At 55.6% G+C, this 13,946-nt stretch carries 7 protein-coding genes, 2 tRNA genes and 2 rRNA genes; 2 read left to right on the forward strand and 9 right to left on the reverse strand.

All coding sequences use genetic code 11. The annotated features are described in order from the left end of the window. Window positions 1-173: 173 nt before the first annotated feature. From PU624_RS21520 to pepQ, 8 genes are all read right to left on the reverse strand, one after another. Window positions 174-3,084: ribosomal RNA gene (locus PU624_RS21520) — 23S ribosomal RNA — on the reverse strand. Between the two features lie 207 nt (window positions 3,085-3,291). Continuing rightward, a tRNA-Ala gene (locus tag PU624_RS21525) sits at window positions 3,292-3,367 on the reverse strand. 142 nt (window positions 3,368-3,509) lie between these two features. Continuing rightward, window positions 3,510-3,586, reverse strand: a tRNA-Ile gene (locus PU624_RS21530). Window positions 3,587-3,659: 73 nt separating this feature from the next. Beyond that, window positions 3,660-5,200: ribosomal RNA gene (locus tag PU624_RS21535) — 16S ribosomal RNA — on the reverse strand. Together the 16S and 23S rRNA genes with 2 tRNA genes alongside form the textbook arrangement of a ribosomal RNA operon. Before the next feature lie 411 nt (window positions 5,201-5,611). Beyond that, window positions 5,612-6,145 carry a menaquinone-dependent protoporphyrinogen IX dehydrogenase gene (gene hemG / locus PU624_RS21540; protein ID WP_283546560.1) on the reverse strand — a complete coding sequence of 178 codons (534 nt, stop codon included), beginning with the start codon at window positions 6,143-6,145 and terminating at the stop codon, window positions 5,612-5,614. Window positions 6,146-6,162: 17 nt separating this feature from the next. Further along, window positions 6,163-7,614, reverse strand: coding sequence for a Trk system potassium transporter TrkH (trkH, locus tag PU624_RS21545; RefSeq protein ID WP_004571219.1), 1,452 nt, complete (start codon window positions 7,612-7,614; stop codon window positions 6,163-6,165). 32 nt (window positions 7,615-7,646) lie between these two features. Next, window positions 7,647-8,264 (reverse strand): IMPACT family protein, encoded by a 618-nt coding sequence (locus PU624_RS21550; protein ID WP_283546561.1) that lies wholly within the window; start codon window positions 8,262-8,264, stop codon window positions 7,647-7,649. Then, window positions 8,264-9,595, reverse strand: a complete 1,332-nt coding sequence (gene pepQ, locus PU624_RS21555) for a Xaa-Pro dipeptidase (RefSeq protein ID WP_283546562.1) — start codon at window positions 9,593-9,595, stop codon at window positions 8,264-8,266. Before pepQ ends, PU624_RS21550 begins: the two co-directional genes overlap by 1 nt. A gap of 187 nt (window positions 9,596-9,782) precedes the next feature. On the opposite strand from pepQ, the gene fadB reads away from it, so the two are divergent. Both fadB and fadA read left to right on the forward strand, forming a co-directional pair. After that, complete coding sequence (gene fadB, locus PU624_RS21560; RefSeq protein WP_283546563.1) at window positions 9,783-11,966, forward strand: fatty acid oxidation complex subunit alpha FadB; 2,184 nt, start codon at window positions 9,783-9,785, stop codon at window positions 11,964-11,966. A gap of 10 nt (window positions 11,967-11,976) precedes the next feature. Continuing rightward, window positions 11,977-13,140: an acetyl-CoA C-acyltransferase FadA gene (gene fadA / locus PU624_RS21565; protein ID WP_283546564.1), complete on the forward strand. Its 1,164-nt coding sequence runs from the start codon at window positions 11,977-11,979 to the stop codon at window positions 13,138-13,140. A gap of 80 nt (window positions 13,141-13,220) precedes the next feature. On the opposite strand, the gene fre is transcribed toward fadA, so the two are convergent. Next, entirely contained in the window at window positions 13,221-13,922 is a 702-nt protein-coding gene (gene fre, locus PU624_RS21570; RefSeq protein WP_283546565.1) for an NAD(P)H-flavin reductase, read from the reverse strand. Window positions 13,923-13,946: the final 24 nt, after the last annotated feature.

A 13,946-nucleotide genomic window follows, 5' to 3' on the forward strand; every position in this document is an offset into this window, starting at 1 on the left:
TGCTGCGTTGGCTTCCCTCGCGCTACTCAGTCACATACTTCAGTATGCTCCTTCATATCGGTCGGTTGCCGCCTTGCCTAAGCGCAAAATCCTTCGGACCTTGGTCCGCAGGACACAACTGTATCCGGTAACAAGCTGAAAATCGTGTCTCTCAAAAACGCCTCTGGCGTTGTAAGGTTAAGCCTCACGGGTCATTAGTACCGGTTAGCTCAACGCATCGCTGCGCTTACACACCCGGCCTATCAACGTCGTAGTCTTCAACGTCCCTTCAGGACTCTCAAAGGAGTCAGGGAGAACTCATCTCGGGGCAAGTTTCGTGCTTAGATGCTTTCAGCACTTATCTTTTCCGCACTTAGCTACCGGGCAATGCCATTGGCATGACAACCCGAACACCAGTGGTGCGTTCACTCCGGTCCTCTCGTACTAGGAGCAACCCCCCTCAATTCTCCAGCGCCCACGGCAGATAGGGACCGAACTGTCTCACGACGTTCTAAACCCAGCTCGCGTACCACTTTAAACGGCGAACAGCCGTACCCTTGGGACCTACTTCAGCCCCAGGATGTGATGAGCCGACATCGAGGTGCCAAACACCGCCGTCGATATGAACTCTTGGGCGGTATCAGCCTGTTATCCCCGGAGTACCTTTTATCCGTTGAGCGATGGCCCTTCCATTCAGAACCACCGGATCACTATGACCTGCTTTCGCACCTGCTCGAGCCGTCACTCTCGCAGTCAAGCCAGCTTATGCCATTGCACTAACCTCACGATGTCCGACCGTGATTAGCTGACCTTCGTGCTCCTCCGTTACTCTTTAGGAGGAGACCGCCCCAGTCAAACTACCCACCAGACACTGTCCGCAGCCCGGATTACGGGCCTACGTTAGAACATCAAACATTAAAGGGTGGTATTTCAAGGTTGGCTCCACGCGAACTGGCGTCCGCGCTTCAAAGCCTCCCACCTATCCTACACATCAAGGCTCAATGTTCAGTGTCAAGCTGTAGTAAAGGTTCACGGGGTCTTTCCGTCTTGCCGCGGGTACACTGCATCTTCACAGCGAGTTCAATTTCACTGAGTCTCGGGTGGAGACAGCCTGGCCATCATTACGCCATTCGTGCAGGTCGGAACTTACCCGACAAGGAATTTCGCTACCTTAGGACCGTTATAGTTACGGCCGCCGTTTACCGGGGCTTCGATCAAGAGCTTCTCCTTGCGGATAACCCCATCAATTAACCTTCCGGCACCGGGCAGGCGTCACACCGTATACGTCCACTTTCGTGTTTGCACAGTGCTGTGTTTTTAATAAACAGTTGCAGCCAGCTGGTATCTTCGACTGGCTTCAGCTCGGGGAGCAAGTCCCTCCACCTACGCGCCAGCGTGCCTTCTCCCGAAGTTACGGCACCATTTTGCCTAGTTCCTTCACCCGAGTTCTCTCAAGCGCCTTGGTATTCTCTACCTGACCACCTGTGTCGGTTTGGGGTACGATTCTGTGTTACCTGATGCTTAGAGGCTTTTCCTGGAAGCTGGGCATTTATCACTTCAGCACCGTAGTGCCTCGTCGTCACGCCTCAGCGTTAACAAGAGTCCGGATTTACCTAAACTCTCCGCCTACACGCTTAAACCGGGACAACCGTCGCCCGGCTGATATAGCCTTCTCCGTCCCCCCTTCGCAGTAACACCGAGTACAGGAATATTAACCTGTTTCCCATCGACTACGCCTTTCGGCCTCGCCTTAGGGGTCGACTCACCCTGCTCCGATTAACGTTGAACAGGAACCCTTGGTCTTCCGGCGAGCGGGCTTTTCACCCGCTTTATCGTTACTTATGTCAGCATTCGCACTTCTGATACCTCCAGCAGCCCTCACAGGCCACCTTCGACGGCTTACAGAACGCTCCCCTACCCAACAACGCCTAAGCGTCGCTGCCGCAGCTTCGGTGCATGGTTTAGCCCCGTTACATCTTCCGCGCAGGCCGACTCGACCAGTGAGCTATTACGCTTTCTTTAAATGATGGCTGCTTCTAAGCCAACATCCTGGCTGTCTGTGCCTTCCCACATCGTTTCCCACTTAACCATGACTTTGGGACCTTAGCTGGCGGTCTGGGTTGTTTCCCTCTTCACGACGGACGTTAGCACCCGCCGTGTGTCTCCCGTGATAACATTCTTCGGTATTCGCAGTTTGCATCGGGTTGGTAAGCCGGGATGGCCCCCTAGCCGAAACAGTGCTCTACCCCCGAAGATGAGTTCACGAGGCGCTACCTAAATAGCTTTCGGGGAGAACCAGCTATCTCCCGGTTTGATTGGCCTTTCACCCCCAGCCACAGGTCATCCGCTAATTTTTCAACATTAGTCGGTTCGGTCCTCCAGTTAGTGTTACCCAACCTTCAACCTGCCCATGGCTAGATCACCGGGTTTCGGGTCTATACCCTGCAACTTAACGCCCAGTTAAGACTCGGTTTCCCTGCGGCTCCCCTATACGGTTAACCTTGCTACAGAATATAAGTCGCTGACCCATTATACAAAAGGTACGCAGTCACCCTGATAAATCAAGGCTCCCACTGCTTGTACGTACACGGTTTCAGGTTCTGTTTCACTCCCCTCGCCGGGGTTCTTTTCGCCTTTCCCTCACGGTACTGGTTCACTATCGGTCAGTCAGGAGTATTTAGCCTTGGAGGATGGTCCCCCCATATTCAGACAGGATACCACGTGTCCCGCCTTACTCATCGAGCTCACAGCATGTGTGTTTTTGTGTACGGGAGTATCACCCTGTACCCTGCGACTTTCCAGACGCTTCCACTAACACACAAGCTGATTCAGGCTCTGGGCTGCTCCCCGTTCGCTCGCCGCTACTGGGGGAATCTCGGTTGATTTCTTTTCCTCGGGGTACTTAGATGTTTCAGTTCCCCCGGTTCGCCTTGCAGCACTATGTATTCATGCTGCAATGATGCACAGAGTGCACCGGGTTTCCCCATTCGGACATCGACGGCTGTAGCGGTTCATATCACCTTACCGTCGCTTTACGCAGATTAGCACGTCCTTCATCGCCTCTGACTGCCTGGGCATCCACCGTGTACGCTTAGTCGCTTAACCTCACAACCCACAGGCGTTTTACAACGCTGCGTGCTGCAAGCATTTGAGAGACTCGAACGCATCGCTTTGTCATTCCTTATTACGGAGGAATGACGCGGTGCGTCGTTTCAATTTTCAGCTTGTTCCGGATTGTTAAAGAGCATAATACTTCGCAGCACACCGTTGCCGGTACGCTCTGAAGTATTCAGAAAAAACAGATAAACGGTATGGTGGAGCTAAGCGGGATCGAACCGCTGACCTCCTGCGTGCAAGGCAGGCGCTCTCCCAGCTGAGCTATAGCCCCATACAGTTACTGCAGAGACCACTACTACCACTCAACCGAGTACACTTCGTGAGAAATGTAATTCGTGCTCAGGCAAGGCATGTTTCCGCGAAGCATAGTGAACTATGCAAGCCGGGAACATAACGCAGCGTGAGTGCGAATTTGGTAGGCCTGAGTGGACTTGAACCACCGACCTCACCCTTATCAGGGGTGCGCTCTAACCACCTGAGCTACAAGCCTGTAGAGGTTTTTTCTGCTCGTTACTTTTTATCAGACAATCTGTGTGGACACTGCGCGGGAAGGTATCTTCAGGTAAGGAGGTGATCCAACCGCAGGTTCCCCTACGGTTACCTTGTTACGACTTCACCCCAGTCATGAATCACAAAGTGGTAAGCGCCCTCCCGAAGGTTAAGCTACCTACTTCTTTTGCAACCCACTCCCATGGTGTGACGGGCGGTGTGTACAAGGCCCGGGAACGTATTCACCGTGGCATTCTGATCCACGATTACTAGCGATTCCGACTTCACGGAGTCGAGTTGCAGACTCCGATCCGGACTACGACGCACTTTGTGAGGTCCGCTTGCTCTCGCGAGGTCGCTTCTCTTTGTATGCGCCATTGTAGCACGTGTGTAGCCCTACTCGTAAGGGCCATGATGACTTGACGTCATCCCCACCTTCCTCCGGTTTATCACCGGCAGTCTCCTTTGAGTTCCCGACATGACTCGCTGGCAACAAAGGATAAGGGTTGCGCTCGTTGCGGGACTTAACCCAACATTTCACAACACGAGCTGACGACAGCCATGCAGCACCTGTCTCACGGTTCCCGAAGGCACTAAGGCATCTCTGCCGAATTCCGTGGATGTCAAGAGTAGGTAAGGTTCTTCGCGTTGCATCGAATTAAACCACATGCTCCACCGCTTGTGCGGGCCCCCGTCAATTCATTTGAGTTTTAACCTTGCGGCCGTACTCCCCAGGCGGTCGACTTAACGCGTTAGCTCCGGAAGCCACTCCTCAAGGGAACAACCTCCAAGTCGACATCGTTTACGGCGTGGACTACCAGGGTATCTAATCCTGTTTGCTCCCCACGCTTTCGCACCTGAGCGTCAGTCTTTGTCCAGGGGGCCGCCTTCGCCACCGGTATTCCTCCAGATCTCTACGCATTTCACCGCTACACCTGGAATTCTACCCCCCTCTACAAGACTCAAGCCTGCCAGTTTCAAATGCAGTTCCCAGGTTAAGCCCGGGGATTTCACATCTGACTTAACAGACCGCCTGCGTGCGCTTTACGCCCAGTAATTCCGATTAACGCTTGCACCCTCCGTATTACCGCGGCTGCTGGCACGGAGTTAGCCGGTGCTTCTTCTGCGGGTAACGTCAATCGACACGGTTATTAACCGCATCGCCTTCCTCCCCGCTGAAAGTACTTTACAACCCGAAGGCCTTCTTCATACACGCGGCATGGCTGCATCAGGCTTGCGCCCATTGTGCAATATTCCCCACTGCTGCCTCCCGTAGGAGTCTGGACCGTGTCTCAGTTCCAGTGTGGCTGGTCATCCTCTCAGACCAGCTAGGGATCGTCGCCTAGGTGGGCCATTACCCCGCCTACTAGCTAATCCCATCTGGGTTCATCCGATAGTGAGAGGCCCGAAGGTCCCCCTCTTTGGTCTTGCGACGTTATGCGGTATTAGCCACCGTTTCCAGTGGTTATCCCCCTCTATCGGGCAGATCCCCAGACATTACTCACCCGTCCGCCACTCGTCACCCAAGAGCAAGCTCTCTGTGCTACCGTCCGACTTGCATGTGTTAGGCCTGCCGCCAGCGTTCAATCTGAGCCATGATCAAACTCTTCAATTTAAGTTTGATTTGCTTAAACAAGTTAAGCGGTGCTCATCTGTAAAACGTCATAATGAATTTCATTATGTGTTCACTCGTGAGACTTGATATTTTTTTTACGTCCTAAGACGCTGATATCAATCCTGCGAGTGCCCACACAGATTGTCTGATAAATTGTTAAAGAGCAGTGCGAACAGTGCGTTAGCGTCCTGTCGCGAGGTGGCGTATATTACGCTTTCCTCCTGCAGAGTCAACCTCTATTTCAGAAGTTTTTCTCCGGCGGCGCAGTCTCCTGTGCCTCCCAACCCGTTTTCCCGTTGCCGGTGTTCCGTGTCGATGGAGGCGCATTATAGGGAGTTCGCGCGGGCTGACAAGTGTTTATTACGAAAAGATTATCGTTCGCAGTAATTTTCATCAAATCGCGCTATTTCGCTACGATTTGCCTGGTAACTGTCCAAAATCATTAGCAAAAGTGCGTACCTGCTGCCAGTCCGTGTACTCCACTTCTTTCGTTGAATCTGTCTCACCGCCGGTCATACGCATAATTAACTGAATCATGACGCGATCGAACCAGCGATAGCGCGGATAATAGAGCGCCCCCGCGAACACAGCACAGCAATCAGGTTGCCACGGCGAGCTGGCCAGAAACTTCTGCGTATAAGCATTGGTTTCAGGCGTTCGCTTCTCTGGTTTGCGCGCCGTCAGGTTCACCGAAAAGAAACCGCTGGTACGCTGCTGCAACGCCTGCAGATGAAGCTTTACGAACTTATCGACCACCGGCTGGAAATGGCCGTAGCGGATAGAGGCGCCAATCAGCACGCGATCATACTGCGACCAGTCAGGCAGAGCGGCATCCTGAATGTCCAGTACATCACATGGCTGCTGCTGACGAATCACCTCAGCAATAGAAGAGGCAATCTTCTTTGTTTGTCCGTCGCGAGTGGAATAGAGAATCAGCGCTTTCATGTCAGCATCCTTATTAATTATTCACGCCAGAAAGTAGGTGTGAACAGCACCAGCAAGGTAAATACCTCGAGACGCCCGAATAACATGGTGGAGATAAGAATCCATTTCGCCACGTCATTCATTGAAGTGAAGTTATCGGCCACAACCCCTAACCCCGGCCCGAGGTTGTTCAGCGTAGCGGCAACAGCAGCAAAAGCCGAGAAGTCGTCGACGCCGGTGGCGATGATCGCCAGCATGCTGACCAGGAACACCAGCGCATAAGCGGAGAAGAATCCCCAGACGGCCTCAAGGATACGTTCCGGCAACGCCCGATTGCCCAGCTTAATGGTGTAGACCGCATTCGGGTGAACCAGACGCTTCAGCTCACGGTTACCCTGCTTGCATAACAGCAGGATGCGGATCACCTTCAGGCCACCGCCGGTGGAACCGGCACAGCCGCCGATAAAGGCGGAGCACAACAGCAGCACCGGCAGGAACAATGGCCAGCGTGCGATGCTGTCGGTCGTGAATCCCGCCGTGGTCGCCATGGAAACGACCTGGAAGAAGGCCTGGTTCAGCGTTTGCCAGCCGCTGTCGTAAACATTGTGGAACCAGAGCACCAGCGTACAGATCAACACCAGCGTCAGCTGAACACCAATAAACATGCGGAATTCCGGGTCGCGCCAGTACACACGCAGATTACGTCCGCTTAACATGGCAAAGTGCAGGCCGTAGTTACAGCCTGAGATCAGCAGAAACACCGCCACGATGGTATTAATGGTGCCACTATGAAAATAGCCGATGCTGGCATCATGGGTTGAGAAGCCGCCAATGGCGATGGTCGAGAAGCTGTGGCCGATCGCATCAAACGCCGGCATTCCCGCCAGCCAGAGTGCCAGCGCACAGGCCACCGTCAGCAGAACATAGATCAGCCAGAGGGTTTTAGCCGTTTCGGCAATGCGCGGCCGCATTTTGTTATCTTTCAGCGGCCCCGGCATTTCAGCGCGATAGAGCTGCATACCCCCGACACCCAGAATCGGCAGTATCGCTACCGCTAACACGATGATCCCCATACCGCCCAGCCACTGCAGCATCTGCCGATAAAAGAGGATCGCCTTGGGCAGCGAGTCCAGCCCCACCAGCGTGGTGGCACCGGTGGTTGTCAGGCCAGAGAAAGATTCAAAGAACGCATCCGTCACGGAAAGATGCGGCTGCTCGGCAAAGATAAAGGGCATGGCCCCTACGCTGCCCAGCACCGTCCAGAACAGCACGACAATCAGAAACCCTTCCCGCGGTTTGAGTTCGGTTTTCTTTTTGCGATTCGGCCACCACAGCAGCGAGCCGATCACCAGCGCCATCATAAAGGTCTGGCTAAACGCCCGCCCCGCGCCATCGCGATAAATTAATGCGACCAGGCCGGGCAAAATCATCGTCACTGAAAAGAGGATCACCAGCAGACCGACTATGCGGGTAATGGCGCGAAAGTGCATTCAGCCGTTCCTTTAAATAATAGAGATGAACATCAGGGTGTGAGCGGGATCAGCGATAATGCGCCCCGACTAAAGTCTGACAGATTTTTTTTGAATCCATCGATTTGTCCGTAAGGTACAGCCAGCGTCAGCGCAATGCGATCCTGAAACTGGCTGTCGGTCACCTTACCGTCAAAACGCTGTACCAGCCGTTCAACATCACTGAGCTGTGGATAGTCGCATTGCAACGTGAACAGCTTCATCGGCACTTTACGCTGCCGTGGCAGCAGCTTAAGCCCCTGCTGAACGCCACCGCCATAGGCTTTCACTAAGCCCCCGGTCCCCAGCATAATGCCGCCGTAATAACGCACCACCACGGCGGTAATCTCGCCAATATCCGCGCCCATAAGCTGCGCCAGCATCGGTTTCCCTGCCGTACCCGAAGGTTCACCATCATCAGAGAAGCCGAGCTGTTGAGAATCATTCGGCGCGCCCGCGACCCATGCCCAGCAGTGATGCCGGGCAGCGGGATGCTCGCTTTTAACCTGCTGAACAAAGGCGCGCGCCGCCTCTGCCCCCTCGGTGTGCGCCAGCAGCGTAATGAAGCGACTCTTTTTGATCGTCTCCTCACTGCTGCTCACGGGCACAGCGGGAATATCAAAGGCTTCCATCAGGCCAGATGCAGATCGCGGGTCATGTTCTCAACGCGATGCGCATGGATCACCACGTTATCTTCGATACGAATTCCGCCATAAGGCCGAAGCGCATCGATGGCCTGCCAGTTAAAGTGCTGACTGAAACGGCCAGCACGCAGCGGTGCCAGTAAAGAGTCAATAATATAGAAGCCCGGCTCGATGGTTAATACCATGCCCGGTTGCAGTACGCGGGTGCAGCGAAGATAAGGATATTGCGCGGGCGCGGCGAGATGCGTGCCCTGATCATCCTGCATAAAACCGGCCACGTCATGCACCTGCAGACCCAGCGGATGCCCCAGGCCATGCGGCATAAACGGACCGGTCAGATCTTCAGCCACCAGCGCTTCTTCGCTGATTCCCTGCACCAGCTCAAACTTCAGCAGCATCTTCGCAATGCGCTGGTGCATCTGAAGATGATAATCGGTGTAGCGTACACCCGCTTTCAGTGTCGCGATCAGCGCCAGCTCTTCCGCGTTCATCGCCTCAACCATTCTGGCGTAGAGCGAACTGCTCTGCGCCGCATAGCTGCGGGTCAGATCGGCGGCATAGCCAAGATATTCAGCGCCCGCATCAATCAAAAAGCTGTGGCGCTTCGCCGGTGGCTGATGATCCAGCCGGGTGTAGTGCAGCACCGCAGCGTGTTCATTCAGCGCAATGATATTGCCGTAAGGCACATCGGTGTCGCGATGACCGGTCGCAGTCAGATAGGCCTGATTGATATCGAACTCACTTAAGCCTGCCGAGAACGCCTCTTTCGCTGCGCGATGACCGGCCACCGCCAGCTTCTGCGCCTGCCGCATACAGGCAAGTTCATAATCTGTTTTGATGCTGCGATGGAAATGCAGGAAGTCGATTACCGCTTTGGGATTGATATTGCCGGAGGCGATACCGAGCTGAGCCGCACGCGCGTTGACCGGGCCAATATAGGCGACGTTATCACGCTGTGCAGGCAGCAGTTGCGCAATCTCATCCGCGTTTTTCAGGCCGATAACCTCGACATCCCCGGTCCAGAAGCTATCCGGCAGCGGTTCAACGTTATGCCAGTAATCCACCGGAGAGTAGAACCACAGTTTCGGTTTGTTCACCCCATCAATCCACAGCCAGCAGTTAGGCACCTGCGTTACCGGCACCCAGGCTTTGAACTGCGGATTCACCTTAAACGGATAGGTGTGGTCATCCAGAAACACCGTCAACAACTCACCGGAATGAATCAACATCGCATCCAGTTTGTTGCGTGCCAGCACCTGCTGCGCCCGTTGCTGCAACGTGGCGATGTGCGCGTGATACAAGGTCTTCAGTGAATCCATTGACGTCTCTCCAGTGTCGCGAAATGGCCGCAAGTTTAGCATACCCCTTGCGCAGATGCCGAAGTCGGCGGAGCTGTGATCTTGTTAGCAAATAAGCAAAGAGCAATTTGCAAATAATTAACATCGCTCCCACACTCACGATCATCTGGTATGACCAGATCACCTTTCGCGGTTTCAGGAGACGCACATGCTCTACCAAGGCGCTAACCTTACTCTTCACTGGCTGGACGATGGCATCGCCGAGCTGGTTTTTGACGCTACCGGCTCGGTCAACAAGCTCGATACGCAAACTGTCGCCAGTCTGGGCGAGGCGATGGCGGTGCTGGAACAGCAGCCAGAACTGCGTGGCCTGCTGCTGAGCTCCGCTAAACCGGCTTTTATTGTCGGTGCCGATATCACCGAGTTCCTTTCCCTGTTTAATGCACCTGCCGAAAAGCTGAGTCAATGGCTGAGCTACGCCAACAGCATCTTCAATCGCCTTGAAGATTTGCCGGTGCCAACTCTGGCCGCCATTGACGGCTATGCGCTGGGCGGCGGATGTGAATGCGTGCTGGCAACCGATCTGCGTATCGCCACTGCGGACGCCCGTATTGGCCTGCCGGAAACAAAACTCGGCATCATGCCCGGCTTTGGCGGCAGCGTGCGACTGCCGCGTCTGCTGGGCGCCGACAGTGCGCTGGAAATTATTGCGGCGGGCAAAGATGTCGATGGCAATGCCGCCCTGAAACTCGGCCTGGTCGATGCGGTGGTCTCTCGCGAGAAACTGCGCGAGGCGGGGATCACGATGCTCAAAGCCGCCGCTACTGATGGCAGCTGGCGCGCGCGCCGGGCACCGAAACTGGCACCACTGAAGCTCAGTCCGATTGAAGCGGCGATGAGCTTCACGATTGCGAAAGCGATGGTGCTGCAGACCGCAGGCAAACACTATCCCGCCCCGCTGATGGCAGTAAAAACTATTGAAGCCGCAGCCAGTCTTGGCCGTGATGATGCGCTGAAACTTGAAACCGCGGCGTTTGTGCCGCTGGCGCAGTCTGATGAAGCTCGCGCCCTGGTCGGCATCTTCCTCAACGATCAGTACGTTAAGAGTCTGGCGAAAAAGCGCGGCAGCGAGAGCGGCGCACCGGCTCAGGCAGCCGTACTGGGCGCGGGCATCATGGGTGGCGGTATCAGCTACCAGTCTGCCTGGAAAGGCGTGCCGGTCAGAATGAAAGACATTAACCCGCAGGCGTTAACCCTGGGGATGAACGAAGCCAGCAAGCTCCTTAATAAGCTGCTGGAGCGCGGCAAAATCGACGGCAGTAAACTCGCCAGTGTCATCGCCACTATCCAGCCCACGCTCGATTACGCCGGTTTTGACCAGGCCGATGTGGTGGTGGAAGCAGTGGTCGAGAACCCGCTGATCAAGGCCAAAGTGCTGGCTGAAACCGAACAGCATCTGCGTGAAGATGCGATTCTGGCCTCCAATACCTCGACCATTCCCATCAGCCAGCTGGCGCAGGCGCTGCAGCGTCCGGAAAACTTCTGTGGCATGCACTTCTTCAATCCGGTGCCGCGTATGCCGCTGGTTGAAGTGGTGCGTGGCGAGAAAACCAGTGAAGCGACCCTGAGTAAAGTCGTGGCCTGGGCCAGCAAAATGGGCAAAACCCCTATCGTGGTGAATGACTGTCCCGGCTTTTTTGTGAACCGGGTGCTGTTCCCCTACTTCGCCGCTTTCAGCCTGCTGCTGCGCGACGGCGCTGATTTCCGTCAGATCGATAAAGTGATGGAAAAACAGTTCGGCTGGCCGATGGGTCCCTCATGGCTGCTGGATGTGGTGGGCATCGATACCGCACACCACGCGCAAAGCGTGATGGCGGATGGGTTCCCGGATCGCATGAAACATGACTACCGTGATGCGATCGACCTGCTGTTTGATGCCGGTCGGTTTGGTCAGAAAAATGGCAAAGGCTTCTGGCGCTGGGAAGAGGATAAAAAGGGCAAGCTGAAGAAAGTGCCGGATCCTGAGGTGGATACGCTGCTGCAACAGGTCTGTCAGCCCGCGCGGGTCTTCAGCGATGAAGAGATCCTGAACCGCATGATGCTGCCGATGCTGAATGAAGTGGTGCGCTGCCTGGAAGAGAAGATTATCGCCTCACCGGCAGAAGCGGATATGGCGCTGGTTTACGGCCTCGGCTTCCCGCCGTTCCGTGGTGGTGCCTTCCGCTATCTCGATACCCTGGGTAACAGCAATGTGGTCGATCAGGCCCGGCGCTACAGCGCGCTCGGCGGCCTGTATGCCCTGCCGACGCTGCTGGTGCAGAAAGCCCATCAGCATGAAAGCTGGTATCCCGTTGCCAAACCGATTGATGAAGCCGCGCTGAAAAGCGCCTGAGGGCAAGAAGATGGAAAATGTGGTGATTGTTGATGCGGTACGCACGCCAATGGGACGCTCAAAAGGCGGAGCCTTTCGGAACGTGCGCGCTGAAGATCTCTCTGCGCACCTGATGCGCGAAATGCTGAGCCGTAACCCGGCGGTAAATCCGGCCTCGCTCGATGATATCGTCTGGGGCTGCGTACAGCAGACGCTGGAACAGGGATTTAATATCGCGCGTAACGCCGCGCTGCTGGCTGAAATCCCGCACTCCGTACCAGCCACGACCGTCAACCGGCTGTGTGGTTCCTCCATGCAGGCGCTGCACGATGCGGCCCGCGCCATTATGGTCGGCGATGCACAGTGCTGCCTGATTGGGGGCGTCGAGCATATGGGGCACGTGCCCATGAATCACGGCGTGGACTTTCATCCCGGCCTGGGCCGCACCGTCGCCAAAGCCGCAGGCATGATGGGCTTAACTGCCGAGATGCTGGCGCGTATGCATCATATCAGCCGTGAGCAGCAGGATGCGTTTGCCCTGCGTTCGCACCAGCGCGCATGGCAGGCCACCCAGCGTGGCGATTTCGCCACAGAGATTGTCGCCACCTATGGTCACGACAGCGACGGCATTCTCAAACGCTATGATTTCGACGAGGTGATCCGCGAGGAGACCAGCGCCGAAGGGCTGGCGGCACTGAAACCCGCCTTCGATCCGGTGAATGGCACCGTCACGGCGGGAACGTCATCCGCGTTGTCAGATGGCGCGGCCGCCATGCTGATTATGAGTGAATCACGCGCCCGCGAACTGGGGCTGACGCCACGCGCCCGCATTCGCAGCATGGCGGTGGTCGGCTGCGATCCGTCGATCATGGGATATGGACCGGTTCCGGCCAGCAAACTGGCGTTAAAACGCGCGGGACTGAGCGTCAGTGATATCGACGTGTTTGAGCTGAACGAAGCCTTTGCCGCGCAGACGCTGCCCTGCATCAAGGACTTAGGTTTGCTGGAGCGGATGGATGAAAAGGTCAATCTGAATGGCGGCGCGATTGCGTTAGGCCATCCGCTGGGCTGCTCCGGTGCGCGCATCAGCACTACGCTGCTGAACATTATGGAACGACGCGATGCCCGTTTTGGCCTCGCCACGATGTGCATTGGACTGGGTCAGGGGATCGCGACCGTATTCGAGCGTGTGTAATACGTTGAGTCTTACTTTGTCAGATTTACCCGCCGTTAACCGGCGGGTTTTTTCTGTCTGCTACAGGCCGCTATCGGCCATCAGATAAAGGCAAAGGCATCGCCATACATCTGTGACTCTACGGCGCCACGCTCGGCACAGAACCGATCGCGGGCAATCTTCGCCATCTCAAAACGTCCGGCGATGTAGATCTCATGCTCGCTCAGCGTGCTGAAGTCCTGCATCACAGCCGTCAGAACCGTGCCTGAACGGCCCTGCCAGCCCGCTTCGGGCTGCTCGACCACCGGGATCACCTTCAGGTTCGGGTGCTTCACCGCCAGCGCATCCAGCTCGTCCATATCGTACAGATGCTTGAGTTCACGTCCGCCCCAGTAAATGGCGATATCGCGATCGGGCTGTTCCGCCAGCGCGGTAAGCAGAATTGAACGGGCATAGGAGAAACCGGTGCCGCCTGCAATCAGGATCAGCGGTTTGGTGCTCTCTTCACGCAGCCAGGCATCGCCGTGCGGCATATCAACCGTGATCTGGCGATCGTTACGGATGCGATCCATCACAGCCATAGCATAGAGGTTGAGATCGGACGCCCCGATATGCAGCTCAATGATATCTTTTTCCATCGGCGTTGAGGCCAGCGAGAACGGACGCTTGTCGCGCTCATCCATCACTACCATCAGATACTGTCCCGCGCGAAAACTGAATTCCGCTTCAGGGATCAGGCGAACGCGATAGACCGTGTCGGTAATCGCCTCAACTGAAGTTACTTTACAGCTTAACGTTGTCATGCGTTCCCTCTGTCGGGTCGTCTT

Source organism: Pantoea sp. Lij88 (assembly GCF_030062155.1).
Classification (GTDB): domain Bacteria; phylum Pseudomonadota; class Gammaproteobacteria; order Enterobacterales; family Enterobacteriaceae; genus Pantoea.

What these genes read in the sequence shown, in the direction of transcription:
- PU624_RS21550 (WP_283546561.1), bottom strand. Translation starts at nt 8,264, where the DNA reads ATGGAAGCCTTTGATATTCCCGCTGTGCCCGTGAGCAGCAGTGAGGAG.
- fre (WP_283546565.1), bottom strand. Translation starts at nt 13,922, where the DNA reads ATGACAACGTTAAGCTGTAAAGTAACTTCAGTTGAGGCGATTACCGAC.
- hemG (WP_283546560.1), bottom strand. Translation starts at nt 6,145, where the DNA reads ATGAAAGCGCTGATTCTCTATTCCACTCGCGACGGACAAACAAAGAAG.
- fadA (WP_283546564.1), top strand. Translation starts at nt 11,977, where the DNA reads ATGGAAAATGTGGTGATTGTTGATGCGGTACGCACGCCAATGGGACGC.
- fadB (WP_283546563.1), top strand. Translation starts at nt 9,783, where the DNA reads ATGCTCTACCAAGGCGCTAACCTTACTCTTCACTGGCTGGACGATGGC.
- trkH (WP_004571219.1), bottom strand. Translation starts at nt 7,614, where the DNA reads ATGCACTTTCGCGCCATTACCCGCATAGTCGGTCTGCTGGTGATCCTC.
- pepQ (WP_283546562.1), bottom strand. Translation starts at nt 9,595, where the DNA reads ATGGATTCACTGAAGACCTTGTATCACGCGCACATCGCCACGTTGCAG.